General features: G+C 52.9%; 20 protein-coding genes. 6 read left to right on the forward strand and 14 right to left on the reverse strand.

The genetic code is table 11. The features are described from left to right. From TX85_RS27885 to TX85_RS23835, 7 genes are all read right to left on the reverse strand, one after another. Positions 1 to 736: glycoside hydrolase family 172 protein (locus tag TX85_RS27885; RefSeq protein ID WP_233500851.1), on the reverse strand; the 736-nt coding region annotated here is incomplete at its 3' end. Positions 737 to 766: 30 nt separating this feature from the next. Beyond that, positions 767 to 1600 (reverse strand): carbohydrate ABC transporter permease, encoded by an 834-nt coding sequence (locus TX85_RS23810; RefSeq protein ID WP_044482403.1) that lies wholly within the window; start codon positions 1598 to 1600, stop codon positions 767 to 769. After that, positions 1597 to 2445 carry a carbohydrate ABC transporter permease gene (locus TX85_RS23815; RefSeq protein ID WP_044482479.1) on the reverse strand — a complete coding sequence of 283 codons (849 nt, stop codon included), beginning with the start codon at positions 2443 to 2445 and terminating at the stop codon, positions 1597 to 1599. The genes TX85_RS23810 and TX85_RS23815 overlap by 4 nt, the downstream gene beginning before the upstream one ends. 174 nt (positions 2446 to 2619) lie before the next feature. Next, positions 2620 to 4026: an ABC transporter substrate-binding protein gene (locus TX85_RS23820; protein ID WP_044482404.1), complete on the reverse strand. Its 1407-nt coding sequence runs from the start codon at positions 4024 to 4026 to the stop codon at positions 2620 to 2622. 189 nt (positions 4027 to 4215) lie between these two features. After that, positions 4216 to 5997 (reverse strand): cache domain-containing sensor histidine kinase, encoded by a 1782-nt coding sequence (locus TX85_RS23825; RefSeq protein WP_044482480.1) that lies wholly within the window; start codon positions 5995 to 5997, stop codon positions 4216 to 4218. A gap of 9 nt (positions 5998 to 6006) precedes the next feature. Then, positions 6007 to 7614 carry a response regulator transcription factor gene (locus tag TX85_RS23830; RefSeq protein WP_044482405.1) on the reverse strand — a complete coding sequence of 536 codons (1608 nt, stop codon included), beginning with the start codon at positions 7612 to 7614 and terminating at the stop codon, positions 6007 to 6009. Between the two features lie 68 nt (positions 7615 to 7682). Continuing rightward, a complete protein-coding gene (locus TX85_RS23835; RefSeq protein ID WP_044482406.1) occupies positions 7683 to 8555 on the reverse strand; it encodes an ROK family protein in 873 nt (290 codons plus the stop codon). A gap of 258 nt (positions 8556 to 8813) precedes the next feature. Here TX85_RS23835 and TX85_RS23840 point away from each other — a divergent pair, with 258 nt between their 5' ends. The 6 genes from TX85_RS23840 to TX85_RS23865 all read left to right on the forward strand — a co-directional run bounded on the left by TX85_RS23840 (position 8814) and on the right by TX85_RS23865 (position 15662). Next, positions 8814 to 10277: a glycoside hydrolase family 32 protein gene (locus TX85_RS23840; protein WP_044482407.1), complete on the forward strand. Its 1464-nt coding sequence runs from the start codon at positions 8814 to 8816 to the stop codon at positions 10275 to 10277. 66 nt (positions 10278 to 10343) lie between these two features. After that, positions 10344 to 11693: an ABC transporter substrate-binding protein gene (locus tag TX85_RS23845; RefSeq protein ID WP_044482408.1), complete on the forward strand. Its 1350-nt coding sequence runs from the start codon at positions 10344 to 10346 to the stop codon at positions 11691 to 11693. A 106-nt stretch (positions 11694 to 11799) separates the two neighbouring features. Continuing rightward, positions 11800 to 12675: a carbohydrate ABC transporter permease gene (locus tag TX85_RS23850; RefSeq protein WP_044482409.1), complete on the forward strand. Its 876-nt coding sequence runs from the start codon at positions 11800 to 11802 to the stop codon at positions 12673 to 12675. Position 12676: 1 nt separating this feature from the next. Next, a complete protein-coding gene (locus tag TX85_RS23855) occupies positions 12677 to 13510 on the forward strand; it encodes a carbohydrate ABC transporter permease (RefSeq protein WP_044482410.1) in 834 nt (277 codons plus the stop codon). 21 nt (positions 13511 to 13531) lie between these two features. Further along, entirely contained in the window at positions 13532 to 14620 is a 1089-nt protein-coding gene (locus tag TX85_RS23860; protein WP_044482411.1) for a glycoside hydrolase family 172 protein, read from the forward strand. A gap of 43 nt (positions 14621 to 14663) precedes the next feature. Next, a complete protein-coding gene (locus tag TX85_RS23865; RefSeq protein ID WP_044482412.1) occupies positions 14664 to 15662 on the forward strand; it encodes a LacI family DNA-binding transcriptional regulator in 999 nt (332 codons plus the stop codon). A gap of 118 nt (positions 15663 to 15780) precedes the next feature. On the opposite strand, the gene TX85_RS23870 is transcribed toward TX85_RS23865, so the two are convergent. The 7 genes from TX85_RS23870 to TX85_RS25620 form a co-directional block, all read right to left on the reverse strand. Beyond that, positions 15781 to 16401: a GNAT family N-acetyltransferase gene (locus TX85_RS23870; RefSeq protein WP_044482413.1), complete on the reverse strand. Its 621-nt coding sequence runs from the start codon at positions 16399 to 16401 to the stop codon at positions 15781 to 15783. Continuing rightward, entirely contained in the window at positions 16398 to 16724 is a 327-nt protein-coding gene (locus tag TX85_RS23875; RefSeq protein ID WP_233500852.1) for an Asp23/Gls24 family envelope stress response protein, read from the reverse strand. The genes TX85_RS23870 and TX85_RS23875 overlap by 4 nt, the downstream gene beginning before the upstream one ends. Before the next feature lie 179 nt (positions 16725 to 16903). Beyond that, positions 16904 to 17470 carry a TetR/AcrR family transcriptional regulator gene (locus TX85_RS23880; protein WP_044482415.1) on the reverse strand — a complete coding sequence of 189 codons (567 nt, stop codon included), beginning with the start codon at positions 17468 to 17470 and terminating at the stop codon, positions 16904 to 16906. Positions 17471 to 17645: 175 nt separating this feature from the next. Continuing rightward, a complete protein-coding gene (locus TX85_RS23885) occupies positions 17646 to 19076 on the reverse strand; it encodes a glycoside hydrolase family 32 protein (protein ID WP_044482416.1) in 1431 nt (476 codons plus the stop codon). Then, positions 19073 to 20737, reverse strand: coding sequence for a glycoside hydrolase family 172 protein (locus tag TX85_RS23890; protein WP_044482417.1), 1665 nt, complete (start codon positions 20735 to 20737; stop codon positions 19073 to 19075). The genes TX85_RS23885 and TX85_RS23890 overlap by 4 nt, the downstream gene beginning before the upstream one ends. A 1-nt stretch (position 20738) precedes the next feature. Further along, positions 20739 to 23039, reverse strand: coding sequence for a GH32 C-terminal domain-containing protein (locus TX85_RS23895; protein WP_044482419.1), 2301 nt, complete (start codon positions 23037 to 23039; stop codon positions 20739 to 20741). Continuing rightward, positions 23036 to 25501 (reverse strand): PfkB family carbohydrate kinase, encoded by a 2466-nt coding sequence (locus TX85_RS25620; RefSeq protein WP_049895215.1) that lies wholly within the window; start codon positions 25499 to 25501, stop codon positions 23036 to 23038. The genes TX85_RS23895 and TX85_RS25620 overlap by 4 nt, the downstream gene beginning before the upstream one ends. Positions 25502 to 25525 lie beyond the last annotated feature (24 nt).

Raw genomic sequence — 25525 nt, forward strand, 5'->3', positions numbered from 1 at the left:
ACATGTCGTCCCCTTCCCCCGGCCAGCTGAAGCCCGGCATCGGGTTCAGATGGTCGATGCTCAGGTTGCAGCCCACGTAGTGGCCCTCCCCAACCGCATCAAGCAGGACGTAATTGTCGTCTCCGGTCAGATTTTTCAGCTCATATACTTTCTGGTCGGAGTAATTAGCCTTGTCCTGCTGATCGTGCTCCGCTTTCAGTGCGGACAGGTCCACCAATCCCTGTGTCGGATTCTCCCTGCGCCAGGATGCATGGAAGTAGAAGCTGTCGTCCGGCACTGCTTTTTCCACATAATCCACGTAAAAGTACAAGACCATTTCGTCCTCGCACTCATTGACGATTTCGATCCGGGCTCCCTTGCGGAACGGCATTTCAAAAAAGCAGTTCATCGCTGCTTTGTCTTCAATCACGCCCTGGGTCGTGATCATATTAAGCGGCGCGGACACATAGTGGCTGGCCACGCCGTGCCCGACGCCGAAGAAGTCGCCGACCGGCGAGTCCACGCTTGGTTCCTGTTCGTCATCCCAAAACATCCGGATCAATACTTTGCGGAACGCGTATTTGTTCTTCGCCGCGATGGTCATCCAAATATGCTGAATCACGCCCGAACCGGCGATTTCCGCAATCGCCGCGGTTTGCCCGGCCCCAATCACGAAAAAGTCCCGGTTACCGCCCGTTTGATCCCAGCTCGATTGCCGGCGGGATGTTCCTTCTTTACGCAAATATAACTCGTTCATACTTCCTCTTCTCCTCCCTCGCATTCCAAATCAAGCCTTAATCCCCGTTAACGTGATCCCTTCGATGAAATAACGCTGCCCGATGAAAAAGACGATAATCGCCGGAAGCAGCACCACGGTGGCCGCCGCCATCATCAGATGCCATTCGGCCGAATACATGCCTTTGAATTGCTGCAGCCCGAGAGCCAGCGTATATTTGGTTTCGTCGCTCAAATAAACGAGCGGACCGAGAAAATCGTTCCACGCGGCCAAAAAGGAAAACAAACCGACGACGATCAGCGCGGGTTTGGTGAGCGGCAGGATGATCGAACGGAATATCCGCAAATGACCGGCTCCGTCCACGTATGCCGCTTCATCCAGATCCCGGGGGATGCTGAGATAGAACTGGCGCAGCAGAAAGATGTTGAACGCGCCGCCGCCAAACCAAGCCGGAGCGATCAGCGGGATGAAGGAATTGGTTAATCCCACTTTGCTCCAACCGATAAACGTCGGGATCAGCGTAACCGCGTACGGCAGCATCATGCTGGACAGCAGCAGGCCGAATACAAGTTCCCGGCCCCGCCATCTCATTCGAGCAAAGCTGTAAGCGCTGATCGAGCTGGTCACAATAACCCCCAGCACCGAAAAGACGACGATGATCACCGTGTTCACGAAATACCGGCCAAAAGGCAGGATGGTCAGCGCCTCGCTGTAATTGGAAAATTGAACGGGGTTGGGAATCCACACGGGCGGCAGCTCGAAAATTTGGCCCATATTCATCAAGGAACTGCGTATGAGCCATACCAGCGGCAGCAGGCTGAAGATCCCACCGGCCGCCAGCACCAGATAGATCAGCCCTTTTTCAAACCAAGCCTTGGCTCTCATCGCGCGCCATCCCCCTCATAATAAACCCATTTATTCGATGTCCTGAACACGACATACGTCAACACCATAATAATCACGAACAGCACCCAGGCAATCGCGCTGGCGCTCCCCATCCGCGAGAACTGGAAGGCTTCCCTGTACAAATAGAACACATAAAACAAGCTGGCGTTATTGGGGCCGCCGTTCGTCATGACATAAGCCTGCGAGAACACCTGAAAGCCGTTGATGATGCCCATAATTAGGTTGAAGAAGATCGTCGGCGTCATCATCGGAATCGTAATATGCCGCAGTTTGGCCAGCCTCGACCCGCCGTCCATTTCAATCGCTTCGTACAGCGACCGGGGAATATCCTGTAAGCCCGCCAGGAAAATAATCATCGTTCCGCCCGTCGTCCACAAATTCATTAATGCCAGAGAAGGAACGACCGATTTCTCGCCGAAAATCCATTGGCTGCCCGGCAGGCCCAGCGAGCGCAGCAGCTCGTTGGCCAGGCCGAGATCGGGATTGAGCAGCCACAGCCAAATAAATGAAATGGCGATGATCGGCACGATCGAAGGCAGATAAAAAATCGTACGGAAGATCGACTTTCCTTTGACGTTCTGATTCAGGAGAATCGCCAGCAGAAAGGAGTAAATGATGCCGGTCGGCACGCTAAGGATAACGAAGTAAAACGTAACGGCCAGCGACTTGTAAAAATACGGATCCTCGCCACTGAACATCCGTCTGTAATTGTCGAGACCGGTAAAGGTCGGCGAATTCGATCCGGTGTAATCGGTAAAGCTCATGTACAGGCTGTATATCATCGGGCCGAGCGTAAAGATCAGCAAGCCCAGAATCGCCGGCATGGCAAACAGCCAGCCGTAAAGATCTCTTCGATTGGTATGGCGCTTGTTCCGCAACCGATTCCCGCTCCGGGCAGAGATGGTGTCCACAAGCAAGTCCCCCTCCGTCGAAACGCCCTGGCGAAGGCCGCCGCTGGCAATGGGTATGCGGCGGCGACTGCTCCGCACAGCGCTTCGTTATTTCAAATAAGTGCCCTGCACCAGCGGCTTCACTATCGTCTCCACTACTTTCATGGCCTGCTCGGCCGTTTTCTCGCCGAGCCACACCTGATCCAGAGCCGCGGCGACCGCAGCATCAATTTCGACGAAGTTTTTGACGTTGTTTTCCGGTGACGGCTCAGCATGTTCATAGGTGGAGCGCATCACGGCATCCTGGAAGCCGGCCGGTCTTCCAGGCAACTCCTCATTCGCCCACTCATCGATCAATTCCGGATCCTCGTACCATTTATTGAGCTGCGGCATCCACAAACCTTGGTGCAAATCGAGCACGTTTTGCGGATCGGTGAGGAATTTGGAGAATTCCCAAGCTTCCTTCGGGTGCTTCGAGCTTTTGAAAATAATCAGGGAACCGCCAAGGAAGAACGTTTTGTAGTCCTTGATAACCGGCAGCACGCCAACGCCCCAGTTGATGTTGGTTTTGCTCAAATCGAGGTGATTCCAGCTGCCGTCGATGATCATCGCCACTTTTTTGGACTGCAAGGCGGTCGCCGGAGCGGGAATGCTGCTGGCCTGAACCGGCGATGGCGCGACGTGGTGCACGTTAATCAAATCGGCTATTCTTTGCAGCGCTTCGGTCGCTTCCGGTTTGGACAACCCGAATTCCTGGCCGTTCTCCGTCAAGTAATCCCCGCCATTGGAGAGAACCATCGGCATATAAGACGACCAGCCGAGGCTAAATTTAACGCCGTATTGCTTGATGTTCTTCGGATCGAAGCCCGGATCGTCCGGATGATTGCCGTTCCGGTCGAGCGTCAGCTGTTTGGCTGCGTCCACGAACTCCTCCCAGGTCCACGCCTCTTCCGCCTTGGTAGGCGGCAGCTCCACTCCCGCTTCCTTGAACATATCCGCGTTGTACATCAGGGAAGGGACGACGGACGCCTGATACGGTCCGGCGCTTTGGTCCTTGTCCCAGTTCCACCAGGCATACTCCAGGTAATCCTCTTTCTTGATGCTCGGATCCTCTTTCATTAAATCGAAGAAGTTGTGGATCAGCCCTTCCTCGCCCATTTTCAATTTCCAGGCGGCCGAATAGCTGATGTCCGGCGCCTCGTTGCCGGCGATCATGGCATTGAGCTTCTGCAGAAAATCCGTGCCCGGAATGTGCATGGGGTTGATGGTGATGTTCGGGTTCTTCTGCTCAAAGGCTTGGATGGCCGATTCGACCGCTTTCTTTTCCTCCGGGCTGCCCCAGAAAGTAAATTTTAACGTTACCTTTTCTTCGCGATTCGCCCCCGCGTTATCTCCGCCGTTCTGGCCAGCGTTCGATTGCGAGCTTCCGCCTCCCGTTCCGCAAGCGGTTACAAATAACGCCAGGCTCATTAGGAGAATAAACGTTACCTTCCGTTTTCCCGTTCTGTTTGTCATGGAATGCTCCCCCCGATTTTCAGTGTAAGCGCTGCAGCCGCTTGCTCTCATTGTAAAAGCGCCGCCCGTGAAAGCCTATGGGACGTTTTTTCGTTTCCTGTACGATTTTTCGCTCAATTCAAGATTCGACGTCGATTCCGCTCCCTGAAACTGCTTCATCATGGGAAGACGACTTTTTGACCATCCTCTTTAAGGCTTTCCATAAGGGATCACCAGCTTGACCCGCGTGCCGAGCTCCGGAACGGACTCAATGTCGATGCCGTATCGTTCGCCGTAAAGCAGCTTGATCCGTTTGTCGACGTTATGGATCCCGATGTGGGAGGAGTTCTCGGCCAGCGCCTCCTTCAAGCGTTCCGGCTCGATCCCGCTGCCGTTGTCCTCCACGCAGAACTCGATATCGTCCCCAAGCCTGTGTCCGTAGATCGTAATGAGGCCGCCGCTTTCCATATCCCGGAAGCCATGAATGATCGCATTCTCCACCAGCGGTTGCAGGAACAGCTTCGGTACGCTGGCTTCCATCAGTTCCGGCTCGATGTTGAAATCAACCCGAAAGCGATGCTCGAACCGGTTGGACATGATGACGATATAATCCTGCAGCCACCCGATATCCTCGGACAGCGGCATCGAATCCTTGCGGTTGTCCGTCGTATAATGCAGCATGCGGGACAAGCTGACCAACATTCGGCTGACCTGCTCCTTCTCGCCGTAAACGGCCATCCAATTGATGATATTCAGCGTGTTGTACAAAAAATGGGGGTTAAGCTGGATGTTCAGCGCCAGAATTTCCGTTTCTCGCTCCCGGAGTTTGGCCACATAATTTTCGTCGATCAGCTGCTTCACTTTCTCGTTCATGCTGTTGAACTTCATCAGCACATGCCCCAGCTCGTCCTTTCCCTCCACCTTGATTTTGGCGTTGAAGTCGCCGCCGCCGACCCGTTTGATGGCGAGCAGCAGCTTGCGGACCGGCGAGGTAATCCGCATGGAAATCAGGTAGGCGAACAGCAGTGAAAGCAGCAGCAGCGATGCGCCAAGAGTCAGGATAAAGAAGGTGATCGTCTGCGCGATATCTTGGGTTAACGCGCCGGGGGGAATGAGTACAACCGACGTCCATCCCGTGATGGCGGATGTCGCGTAGCAAGCGAGCATTCGTTTTCCGTCCACCGTCACGTAAGAAGATCCGCTGCCGCGATTTTGCACTTCGCCCAGCCAAGGCAAGCTTGGTTGATCTCCGACGAGTTCCGCGTTCGCATGGGAAATAATCGTGCCGTCCGTGCCGGTCACCAAAAAAACCGCACCCTCGATTTGAACGCTGTTCCGGAAAATATCGGCATAGACATGATCCCGGAAATTCATCACCAGAATCGGCTTCTCCGCCCCTTCCCCAGCCCGCACGATGGTGTCGCCCCGAACGCAGGAAGGATTCATTTGCCGCACGGCGGAAAATAAATACCGGTATTCGATATCGGCGCTGGCCAAATCCGGCAATTGATGCATCAAGCTGTAATTATACGTCGGCACCCAGGCCAAACGCCCCTTCTGTTCGGCGGCTTGCCGATATAGCCCGGACTCGTAAAAATGGTCCGGCGGATACGTATTGCGCGCTTTGCTTCCGTATACGAAGGCGCGGGTTACAAGCTCCACCGAATACAAATCCCGGGATTGCGAGAAATAACGGTTCAAAATCTCCGTAACCCGCTTATTTGTCGCGAGCAGTTCGCTTTGGGCAGGCGCGGGGCCGCTAAAAATTTGGAACAGGTCGCATTCGACCATCAGGGAAAGGCTGTCGTCCTGAATGATTTTCAACCGTTCGTCGATAATTTGATTGTTTTTGTGCACGATTTCCGTCACATTGTCCCGGGCCAGCCTAAGCATGATATTTTTGCTGGCATAGAAAGCACCTGCCCCTAAGGTCGCGAGGGGAAGCGTTATCAAAACGATGTAGGATAAAACCAGCTTGTTTTTCAGTCTCATGGGCGTCACCTACAACAGGTCCTTCTTACGAAATTCCTCCGGTGACAGGCCGGTTTCCCGCTTGAAGATCCGGGTAAAATACCCCGCATCCCTGAAGCCCACGCTTAGGGCAACCTCGGAAATTTTTCGGGTCCCGTCCTTCAGCATTTCCTTGGCTTTATCCATTCGGAGCCGCAGCAAATATTCGGTAAATGTCATCGAAGTATGCGCCCTGAAAAAGCTGCTGAAGTAGGCGGCGCTGAAAAAGAACCGTTTGGCGACATGCTCCAGCGACAGGTCTTCCATGTAATGCTCCGCGAGATATGCTTTGCACATCGCAATGATCCGCTCGTTTTTGTTATTTTTCCGGCTCTCGATACTATCGATGATCCGATGCAAATAATAGCCGGCTTTCTCCTTGACTTCCTCAAGCGTGGCGCAAGCGGGAATCTGAAATTCCATCTCGGAAATGAAATTGCCGGCTTCCTCGCTCCGTATGGACGCTTCGCTGGCTTTGACCAGGTTCACCAGCACGTACAGAATGCTGTGCTTCAAGTGAGCGGGAGAAGGGTAGTCGCCATCCAACAGCTGCCGGATCAACAAGTTCAAGGCCTCCAGCGCAGTTTCCCGGTCCCGGTTCGCCACGGCGGCCGCGATTCCAGTATCGGCGGGAATCAACTCCAGCGACGGCTTGGACGGATTGTAAGCGATTTCGTAATTGACGATCAGTTTCCCGCCGCCGCAGTAAAACGCGTAGTCCAGCGCATGCAAAGCTTGCTTGAAGGAACGGGGCGCTTCGCGATATAGATCAGCGACGCCGTCACCCACGCCGATGGATAGAGTAAGCCCGAATTCCTGGCGAATCTGTTCGATGAATCGGATTAACTGCTCAGCCTCTCTCTTCATCAGCCATTCCAGGGAATGCGCGGGTGCAATGACGGAGACAAGCATAGGCTCGTCACCGTCAAGGTAAAAGGATAGAGCCGGACCGATCGGTTCGGTCACTTGGCTCATCCAACCCTTGAGGCTGGTCTTCACTTCCGCGAATTCCTCGCCCCGATACTTCTCATCGATCTCGGGTCTGGAAAACTTGGCAACGAGGACGAATCCGGCCTGTCCCTGCGGCACCCGCCGTTCGATTTCCCGAAGCTGGTCTTCATTCGCGGCCGAACGCAGCCAAAGGCTAAACAGATGCTGCTCATAGACGGGGATGGCCGAACTGAGCTTCTCCTTGAGTTGCACCCGGTCTTGAACGCTTAGCTGTTCTTTTTCGATCGCAGCGTCCAGCTTGTCCAGCATGTCCGCGATATCTTTGGATTCCAGCGGTTTGAGCAAGTAATCGAACGCGCCGAGCTTAAGCGCCTGCCTGGCGTAATCGAAGTGCCCGTACACGCTGAGGATGACGATTTTCATCGATTCGCCGCGCGCTCGTAATTGCTCGATCAACGCAAGGCCGTCCATATGGGGCATGCGAATATCCGTAAAAAGAATATCAATCCGGTTATCCAGGGCAATGCGCAAGGCTTCCCCTCCGTCCCTGGCCATAAACAACCGATAATCCGGCCGATAGGTCTTGATCATCTCCGCGATGCCGCGGCGGTGGCGCGGCTCATCGTCCGCTACCAGCACGTGATACATCATATCCCTCCCCTTTCGCAGTCAAGATAGAAACTCGGCATGAAGAAAAAACAACGGTGTTAGAAACGCTATTTAGCAGCCTCGATTCCGAGCGCAAGGGCACCGCATAATCCGGCGTTATCGCCCAGGCCCGGGGGCACGATGTAATTGTCCATTTCGTCAAGAATGTCCGGAGCCACCACATAGCCGTTTAAGTTCCGGGCCACTAGCTTGCGGACTAACGGGAACAACTGCTTCTGATGCATGACCCCGCCGCCGAGAATCACTTTTTTCGGCGACAGCAGCAGGATGACTCCCGAAAGGGCCTGCGCCAGATAGAAAGCTTCCATCTCCCATGCTTGATGATCATCCGGCAATTCGCTTCCTTTTACTCCCCAGCGCTTTTCGATTGCGGGTCCGCTGGCCATCCCCTCCAGGCAGTCCCCATGAAAAGGACAAACCCCTTTGAAAGGGTCCTCCGGGTGCCGACGAGTCAAGACATGCCCCCCTTCCGGATGGACCAGACCGTGCACCAATTTACCTTCCGCATACACCCCAACGCCGACGCCCGTCCCGATCGTATAGTAAACGCAGCTATCCAGTCCCTGGGCCGCGCCCCACTTCGCCTCGCCGAAAACCGCCGCGTTCACGTCGGTATCGAAACCGACCGGCACCGGAAAGAAGCGCTTCATATACCCGACGAAGTCAAACCCTGCCCATCCCGGCTTCGGCGTCGTGGTCACCCGCCCGTAGGCGGGACTGGAACGATCCAGATCGATCGGGCCAAAGGACCCGATACCGATCGCCTCAACGCCCTTGTCCCGAAAAAACGCAACCGCTTGCTCCAACGTGGTCTCCGGCGCTTCCGTCGGAAAGCTGATCCGTTCGAGAATTTCCCCCTGTTCATTTCCGACCCCGCATATAAATTTCGTGCCTCCCGCTTCAATCGCACCGATTCGCATAAATTAATTCCTCCTCAAAGTTTTCTGAGCGTTACTTCCTGAATGTTCTTCGGCAAAACTCGCTTCGGAAGCATACGCTTTAACTGAAAGTGCTTCCACATTATTTTACTATGTTGAAAAACGTTTTACCATAATAACTTTTGTATATAATGAATTCTAACAATGTAACTCATTGATACTTGAAATGTAACCGTTGACAATAAAATAAATTATGCTATTATGTGTTTGTAAAACGTTTTACTAAATGGAGATGACAAGATGAAAAAAGTATTTTACAAACCGAAAGACGGATGGGTTGGAGACGTCATTCCGTTCTATGACCGTGGAGAGTATAAGCTCTACTATCTTCATGATCAAAGAGCAGGCGGCGATTACGGAAATCATACGACGTGGAACCTGATCACCACCAAAAACGGCCTGGATTTTGAAAATTACGGGGTCGCGCTGCCAAACGGCGGCGAAACCGAGCCGGACCGCAACGCTTATACCGGTTCCGTGATCAAGGACCAAGACGGCTTGTACCACCTTTTTTATACCGGGCACAATCCCAACGCCGAGTTCAGCGTAGACGGCAAGCCCTTGCAGGTTGTATTGAAGGCCACCGGCACCGACGGAATTCATTGGACGAAGGATGCCGATTTCAAGCTGTATGGCGACGGGGTGATCTACGAGCAGTTCGATTGGCGCGATCCGTTCGTGTTTTTCAACGACGAACGGCAAGAGTACTGGATGCTCGTGACCTCCAGGTTAATGAACTCCTCCGAGAAAAAAGGCGGTTGCATCGCCCTCCTCGCTTCGGATGATCTCGTGAACTGGAGTTATCGCGAACCGTTCTACGATCCGGACAAGTATATCACGATGGAATGTCCGGATTATTTTCAAATGGGAGACTGGCATTACCTGGTCTACTCGACGTTCAGCGAGAAGTTCGTCACGCATTATAAGAAGAGCAAGAGCAGCGAGGGTCAGTACACTTCCCCGATCCCGGACACCTTTGACGGCAGAGGATTTTACGCGGCGAAGACCGCCTCGGACGGGCGGCAAAGGTACGCGTTCGGCTGGGTCCCTTCCAAGAAAGGGGCGAACGATTACAACGATTGGGAATGGGCCGGAACCCTGGTCGTGCATGAAATTTACCAAAATGATGGCGGCGATCTGCTCGTCAGGATGCCCCAAGCCATCTATGAGCATTTTAATACCGAGACCGACCTCCTTCCTCAAGCGGAAAGCAACTGCCGCCAGGACGGCCGCCGCTTCGAACTGGCTTCTCCCGATGGACTGGCTTACCGGGTCTTGAATGATCTTCCTGCCCAGGTTCTGATCGAAGCCGCGTTTACGGACTGGAGTGAGGTCAAGGATTTCGGCATCGCGCTGCGCACTGACAAGGCGCTCGACACCGGCTATTTCATCAAATTTGATCCGTTCCACAACCGGATTGCTTTCGATATGTGGCCCAGAACCGAGCCCGGCTTCTTCCAATGGCAAATCGCCGGCGACAGACCGCAAATGATCGAATTGGAGCGTCCGTTCCGCTTTGCGGAGCATGAACAAATCCACGTCAAGCTGATTTTAGAGGACGATATTTTATGCCTTTACGTTAACGATATGGTCGCGATGACCACGCGGATCTATAACTTCCAAACCGGCTACCTTGGTTTTTATGCCAATGAAGGTACCGTTAAAGTTCAAGACATCAAGATCAAGACGGCGGAAATGCGTTAATCTACTGCGAATTTAAAAGTCTCTCCATGAGATTTTTAAAGATAAATCCATAATGGGGGTTATGAAATGGCAAAAAACAACCGAAAGTTTAAGCTCTTCTCTCTTATCGTTATTTCCGCTTTGCTTGCAACCGCTCTCGCAGGCTGCGGAGGCTCAGCGAACAAGAACACCGGAAACGACGCCAAGGATCAGGGGAATTCATCCGCAGTCAGCACGGGTAAAACGATTACCTGGCTGACAGCCCGGCCAGAGAACGGGGCGATCGTGCAAACCGTTCGGGAGCTGGCGGACCGTTATGCCGAGGAACATCCCGGATTCAAGCTGGATATCCAGGTGACGGCCGACAGACCTTCGTATTTGACCAAGCTGAGAACGCTCGTCGCTTCCGGCGAGGTTCCGGAATTTATCGATACGGACGCCGATCCCTACGCTCAGGAACTGGCGGAAGCCGGCATGCTGGTTGATATGAAGCAATTCCTGGACGAGCAGGGCCTGTATGATCAGTTCTATGAACCTGCGCTGAAATACCAGGAGCTGCCCGATGGCAGCCTGTATCTTCTCCCTTTGGAATATCATTTGGAGATGACTTGGTATAATAAGCAAATCTTCGCGGACAATAATCTATCTGTTCCGAAAACGATTGACGATATGCTTGCCGTCAGCAAGTCACTTAAAGAGAAGGGCATCACTCCGATCGCCGTTGACGGCGTGGATGTCTGGCCCGTGCTGCGCTATGCGGCGATGATTCCGTTCCGCGCCACCGGGAACGAATTTGCCCGCAATCTGAGCCAGGGCGAGGCTAAAATGGCCGACGAAACCGGTATGCAAGCAGCGAACTTCGTCTCCGAAATCGGCCAATACTTCCAGCAAGGGTTCGCCACGACGGATTACACGACTGCACTCAACATGTTCCTTAACGGCGAAGCTGCCATGTACCGCATGGGCACCTGGGAAATTCCGTCCTTCGTGGACGAAAATCTGCCGGATAACATGAAGGGGAACGTCGACTACTTCTACCTGCCGACGATGACAGGAGCCAAAACGCCGGATAACGAATTTTTCGGCAACAGCGGGATCGGCCTGGCGGCGACCGCCGACAAATTTGAAGGAACCGCCAAGGACTTCCTCAGCTTCGTCCTGAACAATTACAGCGACGTCTACGTGGCTAAACAGCAGATGTCCCCGCTGAAATTCACGATTGAAGACGAGTCCCAATTCTCCGAGCTGTTCCTGCGGATCAAACAGGATATGGACAACTACGGTTCGGAATTTGCCAAGCCTTGGGATACGTTGCTGGATGCCAATACGAACTCCGTCATGAGCGATTTGATCATGAAATTGGCCATGGGGGGCATGACTCCGGAAGAGTTCGCCAAACAAGTCGACGACACTATCGCCCAAAACGCGGGCAACTAAATCAGTCCGCGCTGATACAAATTGTCCCCCTGCCCGGTCCGCCTATGGTCCGGGCGGGGACTTTTCCTCCTAAGTTTGTCAATCTGAATCAATGGAGAGATTCCACATGAATGTACTCAAAGATAAGAAGGCATGGTTGGTCTTTGTCACTCCCGCCCTGCTCTTTTATTTGGGGACTGTGTTTGTTCCTATCATCCAGTCGCTGAACTACGGCTTTCAAGATTGGAACGGCATTAAGGACGCCAAATACATCGGGCTGGGCAATTATATCAAAATGTTTCAAGACCCTTACTTCTGGAACTCCGTGCAAAACAATCTGATCTACGTTGTCATCGTCGTGTTGATGCAAGTGTTCATCGGTTTGTTTTTCGCGCTGTTGCTCTCGTACGTCAAAAAAGGGGCCGGCGTTTTCAGAACGTTATATTACTTGCCGGCTGTCGTGGTCACCGTCGCCATCGCCCAGATGTTCCGCAACTTCTATTCCTTGCAGCCGCTAGGCCTGCTCAACATGTTTCTGGAGTGGATCGGGCTTGGTCATCTGCAAAACGCCTGGTTATCCGACCCGCACACCGCATTGATCGCCGTCTCTATTCCCGAAGGCTGGCGTTTTACCGGGATGTACATGGTGATCTTTTACGCGGCGCTGATCGCCATCCCGAAAGAAATCGAGGAGGCCGCCACCATCGACGGCGTTAACGGGTGGCAGTTAATCCGTTATATCAAGCTACCGAGCATCAAGCACGTGCTGAGTCTGGCGCTGATCATGTGCACCACCGGCGCGCTGCGCGGCTTCGATATCCCTTATATCATCGGCGTGCCGGGTTCGTCGACCGAGCTGGTCACGACCTATATGTACAAAAAAGCATTCTCCACGATCCAATACGGTTACGGGAGCGCGATCGCTGTCTTTATCGTTCTCGAAAGCCTGCTTGCCGTCCTGATCATCCGGAGTATCTTTAATTCCAGGAAAGGAGGCGCATAATATGCGATCCAAAAAAACGGCCTTATCCTTCCTGCTGTATTTTATCGTTATCGCGATTTTGATCGTGCAAATTTATCCAGTGATCTGGCTGCTGTTGTCCAGCTTCAAGTCGAGCATCGAGTTGACGACCAAGCCGTTTTCGCTGCCCACCGTATGGTCTTTCGCCAACTACGCCGACGTGTTCAGTGAAAGCAGCCTGCTGCTGTATATCAAAAATACCGCTATCGTGACCTTCAGCTGTTTGGCACTGATTGTCTTCCTCAGCGCAACAGCGGGTTTTGCGCTCGTCAAAATGAATTTCAAACTGAATTCAAAGCTGCTTTTGTTCTTTACGATCGGCATCATGATCCCGATTCAGGTGACTTTAATCCCGCTGTTTATTATGTACAAAGACTACGGGATGCTGAACTCCTACCTGGCATTGATTCTGCCGCAAGTCGGCTTTGCCCTGCCGTTGTCGATTTTGATCTTCACCAGCTTTTACAGCTACGTACCGAATGAATTGATTGAGGCCGCCACCATCGACGGCTGCAATATCTATCAGGTGTTTTATAAAATCATTTCGCCGCTGACCATCAACACGACGGTCACGGTCGCCTCAATCAATTTCATCTTCATCTGGAATGATTTTATTTTTTCCAACACCTTTACGAATGACAAGCAATACAAAACGATCGCCGTCGGGCTCCAGGATTTTATCGGGGCGTTCGGCGCGACGGATTGGGGCCAGACGTTTGCGGCCATCTGTATCAGCATTGTTCCGATTATCATCACTTATCTGTTCCTGAACAAGTACGTGATGGCTGGTGTGTCCGACGGTGCAGTCAAAGGATAAGAGACAAGGAGAGAGATACCCATGCAATCGATGAATCAGCTTTTTGGTAGAATAAAAGGAAGAAGCAGAGCGATCACCGCGGAAAATCCGCACGGCTTGAAGGGCGAAGGCGGACAAGCGGCCGGCCCGTTGGGAGTGGCCCGGAAAGGCAAGGCCTTCATCTCGCTCGCTGAGGGCGAGACCGCGACGCTCGTCGATATCGAGGGTCCCGGCATCATCCAGCATATCTGGATGACCGTAACCGATCAGACCGAATCCGGCTGGTTCGTATTACGCGACCTGGTGCTGCGGATGTATTGGGACGGTGAGGAAGCCCCGTCCGTGGAAGTTCCATTAGGCGATTTCTTCTGCAATGGCTTTGGCGACAGAGCGGTCGTCAACTCCATGCCGATTGTGGTCAATCCGGTCGGCGGCATGAACAGTTACTTTGCAATGCCTTTTAGAAAGGCGGCCAAAGTAACCATTACGAATGAACATCCTCAGGAAATTGAGGCCTTCTTTTATCAATTCGATTACATGCTGGTCGATGAGCTTCCGGAGGATACGGAATATTTCCACGCTCAATTCCGCCGGGAAAATCCGACCAAGCTAAAGCAGGATTATACGATTATTGATGGAATTAAAGGAAGAGGGAAATATATCGGCACCTATATGGCCTGGACCTCCTTGTCCCGCTACTGGTACGGCGAAGGGGAAGTGAAATTTTACCTCGACGGCGACCGGGATTGGCCGACGATTTGCGGTACGGGAGCAGAGGATTACTTCGGCGGCGCCTGGGGATTTGTAAAACCCGACAACGGCAACCCGGTTCATGAGCAGACGTACTCCACCCCATTTATGGGTTTTCCGTATTTTGCGGTAACAGATACGACAAGAGCGCATATTTACGATGGAGCGGCTTGTCCGATGCGCGGCTTCTATCGTTGGCATATACTTGACCCCATTTTGTTTGAGGAGGATTTGCGGGTCACGGTTCAACAGATCGGACATGACGGGAAAGCTTTGTTCGAAAGAAGCGACGACGTGAGCTCCGTATCCTATTGGTATCAGACCGAGCCGCATCAAGTGTTCCCCGAGCTGCCCGGCGTGCTGGACAGACGCCCGCGTTAACTCAGAGAAACTTCGTAAAACATAAAGAAATAGAGGTTTGAACATGACGAATAAAAGGGTTACCTTGGTTCAAGTCGCCAAAGACGCGGGCGTATCGCCCGCGACGGTCTCCCATTTTCTAAACGGCAACTTTCAGAAAATGGGTGCGGGGACAAGGGAGAAAATCCGTCTCTCGATCAAAAAGCTGGGGTATCAAGTCAACCCTGTGGCCAAAAGCCTGATTACCGGCAGAATGCATACGATCGGGCTGGTGTTGTCCGATAGTATCTATGACGGAGACGGTTATTTTGAAGACTTATACTTTCTCCACTTCGCCAAAGTCATCAAGCAGCAGCTAAAGGCCTTGGGATATAAAATCATCCTGCTGGACTTTGAAGAAATCTTTATGAACGTCCAGATGGTCGACGGGATTATCGTCAAAGCAACGATGGAAACGGAAAAATTCATGCCTAAATTGATGGATCTGCGCGTGCCGGTCATTACGGTAGGACGCCACAATTTGTCCTATGGAGCGCACGTGCTGCGCGTCAACGACTTCCAAAGCGGCCAAACCGGGGTGAACCACTTGTTGTCCCGCGGCTATGACAATTTGATCATTTTGACGTATCCGCACGGACAGGTTCCCGGATTCGACGACCGGCTGAACGGAGCGAGCGAGGCCCTGCAGCAGCATGGCAGGCTGACGACCGTGTTGACGGGCGATATGACGGAGAAATTCGGATACGATACCGTGGTGAACCTGGCTCAAAGCAACCAACTGCCTCAGGCGTTGTTTTGTTTGAACGATATTTCCGCCATCGGGGCTTTAAAGGCCTGCAAGGATTTGGAGCTGGCCGTCCCGGAACAACTCGCCGTGTTAGGCATCGATGATATGCCGACCGTTTCCGAACTGCTGAGCTTATCGACCATTCGCCACCCTATCAACGAATTGGCCGCAGCCGCTTCCAAGCTGATGATCAAGTCGATTGAAACCGACGGGGAGCCAGTCGCTCCGGTTGAAGAAGTATTTCCGACGGAGCTGATGGTGCGGCGAACTAGCTGATTTGCGAATGTGCTTAAGGAAGACTATACAAGAAGATCGAGCAGGGGATATAAGAACCCTTGCTCGTTGCTTTGTCATTTGGTGTATAGCTAAGGTGTGTCTAGCCCCCTCCATGCTGTCACACAAGCACTTTAACCATCCGGTACAACGAAAAAGCAGGCTTGTTGATTTCCCCCGTAATTTGGTAGCCGATACGGTTATATAATTTAAACGCAAGTTCGTTTTCCTTCTTTACAGTCAGGGAACATTTGATAAATCCTTGTAAAATGGCCTGTTCCTCCGCAAACGCAAGTAGCCGCGAACCCATACCCAAACCTCTGCTTTCCGGTAAGGAGGCGATTGTACCGATATGGAATTCGTCATCTTCACCTTCTTTCATGGTAATCATTGAATATAGTGATTTAACATGCTGAAGATTATATCCAATAAGTTCCCACTTTCGATGAGCAAGCAGTTGTTTAAAGGTTGGCCATGCAAGGCGTTTCAACACCGGGACCGGATAACATGTGATCATTCCTAATGTCTGTCCGTTGGCTCTGGCCTCAAAGGCATATTGATGACTAAAGCGATTCTCACTCCCCTTCCACAGCTTGCGGAAAGTACCGGAAACGACGCTCTTCTTCTCGGACCCGGCTAATGTGTACGCCATATATTCCAACGCCATTTGATTAAGCCTGGCACCGACCGCCGACCGTGCATCGGCCTTTAGGATGGTGGTTGCATTTTCTACCGAGATCATTTGACGGATACCCCCACAATAGTTACATTGATGGAGCCGATGCTTAATCCGGTAAATTTCTCAACGGCCTCCCGAACATTAGATTGCAGTATCTTGCAGACTTCCGGCATTTTCAACCGGTGTTGGACAGTTACGCATAAGTGAATATCCAATCCCCTGTCCGTTTCCTTTAACTCGATTCCATTTTGTATACGGTTCCCGCCTAACCAATTCGTGATATTCCCGACAACTCCGGTTGACGTGCATATGATACCGTTAGTTGCATGTACAGCTATGCCAATAATCTTGGCGATTATTTGTTTTGAAATATTGACTTTTCCCATTGCATTTTGAATGAACATGCACATCCCCACTTTTCAAGATTTAATTAAAACAAATAGATGGTTTTTCGCGATTAAGTGATAGTAAAACAAACCTTTTGATACTAAATTATATCATTATAGAGCGTCAGTCAACTTTCTCCCCAAGGGAGACCGCCAGCCATACGTAGAAAAACTGTCTTTTAATGCCTCTTAAATCCGTGATAAAACGTATCCACAACCAAGGCAGCTGCGGAATTTTTGGCAATATCCCCGTCTACGACCTGCTGCCAAGTCAGGAACAGAAGTGAATACAGGACATTGACAATCCAGTTTTTGTCTACATTCTGGCGAAAATACCCCTTCTGCTGCAGCAAACCGACCGCACGCAGCACAGGCTCCCGTAATTTCTGATCCTCTTCCTCAATCTCCCGATTATAATTGACAGCAGCGTCATGGGCCAGAAAATAAATTTTGTCTCCGAGTGGTATCAAGGCTTCAATCAGCTCCGGAATGAAGGTTTCACAGTTCTCTTCATCCAGCCGAATCTCTTTCATCGTCTCGCTGACGACCTCGATCGCACGAAGCCCCAAGAAAATCATCAATTGCTCCCGGCTCTCAACATACCGGTGCAGCGTTGCGATACCGATTCCGGCGGATTCGGCAATTTCGTGCATGGAAGCATTCGGCTTCTTGATTAGGAGCTTGGTCGCTTCATCCAAAATAGTGTTCAGCCGCGTCTGCTTGATTGACGTCAGTTCTTTTTTCATACCTGTTACACCTCTTAATGAGCAATGTATGGATCTGATTTGGAGATTGATCACTTGATAGTATACCATATCGGATGGATATACTAACCATCAGAAAATACATACTATGCTCCCATTAGCCAAGCTTCTTGACGCAAAACAGCCCGGATCGCTTATTTACCGACCCGGGCTGTTTTTACCCCACCAATCTGGCATCAATCCGTACTTCTTCGAACCCGGCATGCCCTTGACTGACAAACAAGCCAAGCTTGCCCCGCGGAATGTCATACATTCTCGCACTCATCGCTATGCTCTCATCCACGTAAATTTCACAGATCGTTCCGTCGATAAACACTTTGATCTCGTAAGGACGACCCGGATCAAGCTCAATCGGACGCTCCAATTCAACCTCATACGGGAACGTCTTTCCCCCTTCTTCCGATTGCATGATCTTCCCGCGGAACGTAAGGCGATTCCGCTGCGGCTCCAGGGTAACGTAATAGGCCTCATCCAACGTGTCTTCGGTTCGGAGCATCAATCCAACCCCTTGAGTCTCCCCGGAGAAGGAGATGCGGGCTGAAATCTTGCATTGCTCGGGCAGCTCTTCCCGGCTCGTGCAGCCGGCAAAGCCATATGGCGAGTCGCACGAGAGCGATTGATCCGCAACGGTCCACTCTCCCGCAATCCCTTGGTATTGTACGGGCAGCGGCTGCGAAAATGCCGCATCCACCGTATCCGGCACTTTCACGCCAAGCGTGCCGTCAGGGCGCTGAACGATTTCATGGACGATCAGGTTCCCGCCCCAATCCCAAGTATGATAGTCCTTGCCTCGGGATTTCGGCGGATTCCAATCGAACAAATCGTCGTCTTTCGTGGGATTCCATCCGAACAAATAACGTTTCTCCCCGTCGGACACCGATTTCGCCGCATAGAAAGCTCGGCCGTCGAAGGTATCCTCCCCGGGGGTCAGCCACGGTCCCTCCAGGGAACGGCTCATCCGGTAGAAGGTGGCAAACCGTCCCGTATAAGATGAATAGATCAAGTACCACCAATCCCCGATCCGGAATAAGTCAGGACATTCATGAGCCCCTACGTGCAAATTCGGCGCATAGAGGGGTTCGCGGTACTCCCAGGTATTCAGGTCCTTGGAGGATAACAGCGCGGTACACCCTTTTCGATTCGTCGGGCCTTTCGCCATCCCCGCAAGCAGCATCCAGTATTGGCCCTCCTCCTCGTTCCAGAACACAAACGGATCACGCCAATCCGACAGCTCATAGATGCGGTCATCTGCGGCAAAGGTATGCTCCGGAATCGGCTCCCACGTCTTCAAGTCGCTGCTGACCGCATGGCAGACCAGCTGTTTGCCCGGTGGAAAGATGCAGTAGAACATATGATAGGTCCCATCCACCTTCAGAACATGGCCGGTGCCGCCCTGGATTTTACAGGCTCCGTCCGCCCGATAATTCACAAAATCCTTCGTTCCGACCAGATACCAGCCATGGTCAAGACCTTCCTGGTAATTTTCCCGCCAGCCGTGCAAGTAGAACAGCTTAAATTCCCCGTCCTCATAATAGGGAATTACGTCTCCGACCCAAGCGTTGTCCGGCCGATAGAAAAATTCTCTCATCTTCCTTCCTCCCCAAGTTTCAAGTGGTCCAAGCGGTCATTCAACGAAATAGGCCTATACGCATCGCTTGTCCCCCGCTCCTGGTACCAGTAAACGGTAGCGGCATACAAACAGCGGTTGTTGGCCCCCCAATGATTCCCTTTATATTTCTCGATATATCCTTCAAAAGAGTTCATGAAAGAGATATTGTCACCAATGTGGAACCGGCTGACCGAGGTATGTCCGTTCGCATCCGGTTCGATAAACGGCTGACAGGCGTAAGCGCTGTCGAACATCGGGAACGGCGGTTCGGCCGCCCAGGCATAACCGATATAGTCCTCGCTGCCCGTTCCGAACGTAGACGGAAAGGACTCGCCATCCACAAAAAACTTTTCGTCTCCTTCCCCCCACCACCAGTCGATTGTTTTTCGGTCCCATTTCCCGTACCACCAGGTTTCGGCCTCCTCAGCCGGTCTCTCCCAGGTATTGTTTACATGCAGGTGGACACCGCAGAATCTTCCCCGGCCTTTCGTCAGCAGCAAAGGCCAATCCGGCCAGCGATCCCCTTCTTCGTTGAAGCGCTCCGCATCCAGATCCAAATATTGATCCCTGTGCCATTTGGCGTGAAAACGCAGAAGATTTTCCGCGTGAGATTTAGGCAGCGGTGCATACCGGATATCCGCCTGAAGCTCGCATGCTTCCGTTCCCTCGTTTTCAATTTCAATCCTCGCACCTTCCGAGAACGGCATGTACCAATAACTGTACATTTCATGCTCATTCATCCCCAGGGGCAGAGAACGGTACGGCTTGATCCCCGGTGCGCTGCCAAAAAAATCGCCCAATGGGGCCCATACCGAAGGGGTTGTCTCATTGTCCCATTTCATTGATAGGGTTAATTGTCTGGCCAACATCCGCTGCTGTTCCTCGCTCTTTCGTCCAAGGTCCGTTCTGATCCGGATCATGGAGATCGCGCCGGCCTCTTGTTTATCAAACAGCACGGCTTTACCGCCTGCCGGTACGGTTACTGTAATGGTTTCGTCAGATAGCCCCTCCTCTTTCACAAAAGAACGGGTTCCCCTTTGCTGTAAAACCCGGTCAGCTTCAGCCAACGCAATGGCCGACTCCTTGTCGAAGCTGCCGTCAAAGGAAGGCAGCCTGAACCAGGCGGGAAAGATGGTATACGTGATGTGGTAGTAAGCCCCCCAGCCTTTATCCAGCAGCACCTTGCAATGTTCTTGAAAAGGGATCGGAATAAAGCAGTTTCTGCCTCGGGATAACGTAGGCGACAGATTCGGAAAATTGGCCGGCGGTCCTTCTTGATTGAATTTCTCGAAATAATCCCGGAAAGGCTGATCGATCACGGGGGTATCGGCATGATCCACAAAAATCCGAATATGCCCCTCTTCGGGAAGCGCGGACCACACTCTCCAGATCACGCCGGGTCCGTCAAGCTCCATGGCGACAATGCTGTCTTCTTCTTTGCGAATAAAGCCTCCTCCGTCATCATTGGCTCCCCAGTTCTCGTACAGACCCGTCTCGGCATTATAGGCAGAGCTTCGGTCAAAGCTTGAGAAACACCCCGATTTCTCGCCGGCCTGCGGCGGCATCGCCAGCGCTTCGAGATCATATAATCGCTTCACGAGGTCTTGATAGGAATAAGATTGTGGTTCTGCTGAATTCATGTCAGGCTCTCCCTTCTTGCCAAATCGGCTGCATATCCCATACTTCCAGCGACCTTACCATCAGATCGCCGTCTCCCCAGATCTCCAGCCCCATAGCATCCTTGCGGCTCGGATATACCCGGGTCGTCAGGCTTTTCAGACCGTTGGCATAAGCTTCGACCATGGAACGGTCCAGATAAAGGTGAAGCTTCAAATTCTCGCCCGCCAGCTCCAGCTTGCCTCCCTGGATCCCTCCGCATCTTTCCCCCGGATGCAGCGTCGTTTTCGTCCGGTCGACCAGGAGCATCGATTGCTTCGCATCGTAATACAGCAGCGTTTCTTCTTCTCCGTCCGGGGTGCGCCGAAGCTTGATTCCGAATTGCCGGGCGCTGTCAGGCTCGATTTCCAATTGAATCTCGAGCATGTCGCCCTGAATCTCCCGGAGCCGTGCATTCGTCTCGGCGAGCGACTTGTCCCGAAGCGACAGCCGCTTCTCCCCGCGCAGCGATTGCAATTCCTGGATCGGCTCGATTCCCAGCCGTCCGTCTTCCCGCAAATAGACGCAGAGCGGCAAGCCGCCGTTATGGGCCCAACCCGATTGATACTCCAGCTCGGGCGTCCGGTCGCCTTGGGCGATGGTAAAGATGATGTTTCTGCCGGTTTTCGGATCCGCCATTCCGCTCGGGCCGGTAAAGTGGAAATCGCCGACGTCGATCAATTGCGGCTCCTCCTGATCGGGAACGAAGGTCAGATTTTCCTTGTCGAGCTGCCCGATCCAATAGAACACCTCCACATCCGCCCCCTTTCCCACCGGGCTGACCAACAGAAGATGTTTGTCCACCCCTTGCTTGTCGGCACCAAGAGGAAGAAAGACGGGAAGCTCCCAGATCGGGCCAAGATAAGGAAACTTCTGCAGATCCGCTTGATAAAACGGGCCTTTGTACGTCCAATTCAGCATATCTTGTGAGGCGAACGCCAGGGCGGCCCCGCCGCCGCCTTCGATTCCCGATCCGACCAGGGCATACCAGCCGTCATTGTCCTTCCAAACAAAGGGATCCCGGAAATCGCCGAAGGCGCCCATGCCCTTCTTCTGCACAATCAAAGGCTCCGGATGCTTCACCCAATGAACCAGATCCGAATCTCCATCCTGAGTATAAGTGCTACGGGCAAGCGCCACGCTTTGGTTTGGCGAAGCGCTGTCATTTCCCGCCGTAAAGAACAGGACCGGCAGGCCGTCCGCATCATAGGTCGCACTGCCCGACCAGATCCCGTCCGGCGCAAGTCCATCCTTCTCCGGCGCAAGCGCTACGGGAAGGTCGCGCCAATGCACCAGATCCTCGCTGACCCAATGTCCCCAATGGATATGATGAAAGAAGGGCCCCAGCGGGTTATGCTGATAGAACAAATGATATTTCCCCTCAAAATAGATGGGCGCATGGGGTTCGTTCATCCAATGGGCCGGCGGGCTGACATGGTATTGCGGCCGGTGCCGGTCCGACAGCAACGGCGTTCGGTCCAGCTTGATCTCATCGTATTCTATGGGCGGATGGACGCCTCCATGGGTCGTATTCAGCACTTCCCGATAAGCGGCGGCTACCTCCTCCACGCTGAAGGCCCGATGATAGATCTTAAGCTCATCGATCATTCCGCTGAACATGTGCAGGCTGAAGGCTCTCGCCAACCGGCTGCTGTGATTGTTTTTGCCGATGAGCAGCTCCGTGCCCGACGCCTCGGCCAGACGGGAACCTTGCGGCAAGGAAGCCGAAGCGATTTCGCTGCCGTTCAGATACAGCTTCATTTCGCCCTGGTTCCCATCAAACACCGCACTTACGTAAGACCATTCATTTTTGGGCAGTTCATAGCCGTCGGGGGACCAAAGTTCTTTCCATTCGCCGCTCTCGAGCCCAAGTTGAAAGGACCAAGCGCCGTGACGGAACATGCCAAGCAGATATCCCTGCTTGCTCTCCCTGTTGTAGCGGTTGACGATCGCAGCCAGCTTGCCTCCCTCCCCCCATTCATACGAACGGGGCGCAACCCATACTCCAATGCTCAGCGCTGAAAGATATGCCGCCTCCTCGTCCGAATCGTCCTCCTTTAACGAATGGGCAACATAAGTCGAGTATCCGTCGAACAGGAGCCCGCTGCCCATTACGCCCTGTCTCCATTGCGGATCGCGCGGTTCGGCAAACTCCGCTTGCTTCAATACGTATTGAATATTATCCCGGGATTGAGACAGGCTCTCCAGAGCGCTGTCCCCCCCTCCTTCGTCGAAAGCCCAATACATCATTAGCCCCCGATTGTCGTTGTCGTGTACCTGGCTCATGCTTCATTCCCCCTTGAAGGCTTTTCTTCGGCACCGTTAGGAAAAGGAACGAACTTAAGCTCATGAAGATGGAATGAGTTCAACATAACCTGCCCTGAGCCTGTGCTTACCGAAACACGCTCGATCGGAGCATCGGGGAAAATCTGATCCGTCAGCACAACGAGTCCTTCATTCGCATATACCTCAACCGCATTGCGATCCAGCCAGATATGAAGCTTAATTTTTCCATTGACCGGTGCCAGTCTGGCTCCATGCTCGCAAGCGAACGACGGATGGAATTCGGTCAAGCCCGAGTTCGAGCGGTTCACGAATAGCCACTCGCGCTCAGCATCATAACCGATCCTCGTTTCACTCTCTCCGGAGGATTTCAATCGGATCTGAACTCCGTTCCCGGACCGGAGATCGATGTCCGCTTCAATTTCCAGGAGATCGCCGCTCGTCTGCAGCGTAAACGGAGTTTCCGCCATCACCGTGACGTTCTCCCGGCTCACCGAAGCCTTACGCAGTTGCTCGACTTCCCGCACCGGCATTTGCGTCAGCACCACACCCTCGCCGCGGCTCGTCAACGACAAGACCCGAGGCAACGTCATAGCGCCTCTCCAGGCTCCGGTTGGCGTCTCATTGGCATATTTCCAATTGCTCATCCATCCGATCATCACGCGGCGCCCGTCTTGCTCGGGCATATCCGACCAGGTCACGCCCGCATAGTTGTCTCGGCCGTAATCCAGCCACATGACCCGATCGGCCGGATTGTCATTGATGAACGTATTTCCGTCGAACTCGCCGATAAAATACTGCGTGCGCGATCCTTCCGGAACGGAGGGGTTATCCCCAATGCTGATGATCAGCACCCATTTGGACCGCCCGCTGTCACCCACCGGCAATGTAAAGAGATCCGGGCATTCCCACACGCCGTCATGCGATCCCTCCCCTTTGCCGAATTCGCCGGTCAGCGTCCATTCAATTAAGTCTTTCGATCCATAAAACCGGGCATGGTCCCCCGCCACAAGCACCATCACCCACCGCTCGCTTTGCGGATGCCAGAACACTTTCGGATCCCGAAAGTCGATCAGGTCCTCCTCGGCGAGAACCGGGTTCCCCTCGTATTTGTGCCAGGTTCGCCCTTTGTCGCGGCTGTAAGCCAAGCTTTGCCGCTGGCGAGGTTGCCCTGTCTTCGGGCAGGTGTCCGCATGGGTGAAGATCGCGACCAGACCATGCGAACCTTCGAATAGTCCGCTGCTGTTATTCCAGTCCACCACGCAGCACCCGGAGAAAATGGCTCCATGCTCATCCGGGAACAAAGCGATCGGCCGGTGCTCCCAATGGATCAAATCCGAGCTTACCGCATGTCCCCAGTGCATCGGCCCCCATTTGCTGCTGAAGGGATGATACTGATAAAACAGGTGATATTCGCCTTCGTAATATACTAAACCGTTCGGGTCATTCATCCAATGCGACGGGGGCGAAAAGTGAAACCCCGGTTTGTACTTATCCTCGTTCCGTGTATTTGTCTCGAGCAGCTTATGAATTTCCTCTGTGGTTGGCATAGACTGAAGAGCTCCCTTCCGTGTTGTAACGATCGAACCGCCGGCATTGGCAAAGGTCAGCATACCGATGATTTGCTGCTCTTCCAGCAGATGCAATGGGACTCCGCTGTCCAGAATCCGATACAGCAAGCAGCCCAAGAATGCGTCGCCAGCTCCCGTCGTATCGATGGATTTCACCCGAAAACCAGGCACATATCCGTCAGTATCCGCCAGTCGGTAATAGCAGCCTTTTTCCGCTAAGGTAACAACGATGAAGGGAATGCCGAATTGTTGCCGCAGCACCAGCGAACCTTCCTCCACATCGGTTGTCCCCGCTATAAAGCTGAGCTCCTCCTCCGATATTTTCAGGATGTCGGCATATTTCAAGCCCCAGAGAATGTGTTGCTTTGCTTCCTCTTTACTCTCCCACAACGCAAATCGGATGTTCGGGTCGAACGACACCAGGACTCCCGCTTCCTTCGCTTTAGCAACCGTTTCTTTCGTTGCCGTGCGGGACGGCTCATGAGTCATCGACAGTGACCCGAAATGCAGGATCCGGCACTTTTCAATCCGATCGAACGGGACATCACCCGGCCGCAGGAAAGTATCCGCTCCCGGCTTCCGATGGAAGCTGAACGACCGGTCTCCGTCGTCATCCAAATGGACGAAGGCCAGCGTTGTACTCGCTTCGTCCGTTAAAGAAAGTGCGGATACGTCAACACCGCTGTTCAGCAAAGTCTCGTGAAGCAGCGCTCCGAAATGATCCTTTCCAACCTTGGTAATCATCCCCGCGCTCGCTCCTAAACGGGCCAGTGCAGCCGCAACGTTTGCCGGAGCGCCTCCAGGGTTGCATGTAAACTGCTCATTGCCTTCCGCCGTTCGGCCTGCCGGAGTAAAGTCGATCAACACTTCCCCGATGGTCATTACATCAAGCACAGCTTCTCCCCACCTATCCATGAA

This window comes from Paenibacillus antibioticophila (genome assembly GCF_000455265.1).
Lineage (GTDB): Bacteria > Bacillota > Bacilli > Paenibacillales > Paenibacillaceae > Fontibacillus > Fontibacillus antibioticophila.